Annotated in this window: 1 protein-coding gene; it reads right to left on the reverse strand. The window is 67.9% G+C overall.

All coding sequences use genetic code 11. From position 1 onward, the window contains the following. Positions 1–318 (reverse strand): serine/threonine-protein kinase (locus tag FLQ44_RS23480; RefSeq protein WP_170252718.1); only part of this gene is annotated, 318 nt, incomplete at both ends.

The raw sequence follows: 318 nt of genomic DNA on the forward strand, positions 1-318 counted from the left end.
CGAGCCGGTCGCCGGCCTTGGCCACACTGGGGTCGACGGTGGCCTCGGGATCGGGCGAGGTCAGCTCGTCTTCGGCGATATCGAGATCCTGCAGGAAGCCGTCGATGCTGTTGTAGCGGGCCAGCACTTCGGGCTGGGTGGCGTAGCGCACCAGGTCGGCGAGCTTCTGCGGGCAGCCGTCCATGACATCCGACAGCTGCAGACCCTGCTGGCTCCGCAGGGTGCCGAGCAGTTCCAGCGCCGAGCTGGCGGGTGCGCGGCCACTCAGGATGAGGTAGCTGAGTGCGCCCAGCGAGAACACATCGAGCTCGGCGCTTA

Origin of the sequence: Vogesella mureinivorans (genome assembly GCF_007644035.1) — a bacterium.
GTDB lineage: Bacteria > Pseudomonadota > Gammaproteobacteria > Burkholderiales > Chromobacteriaceae > Vogesella > Vogesella mureinivorans.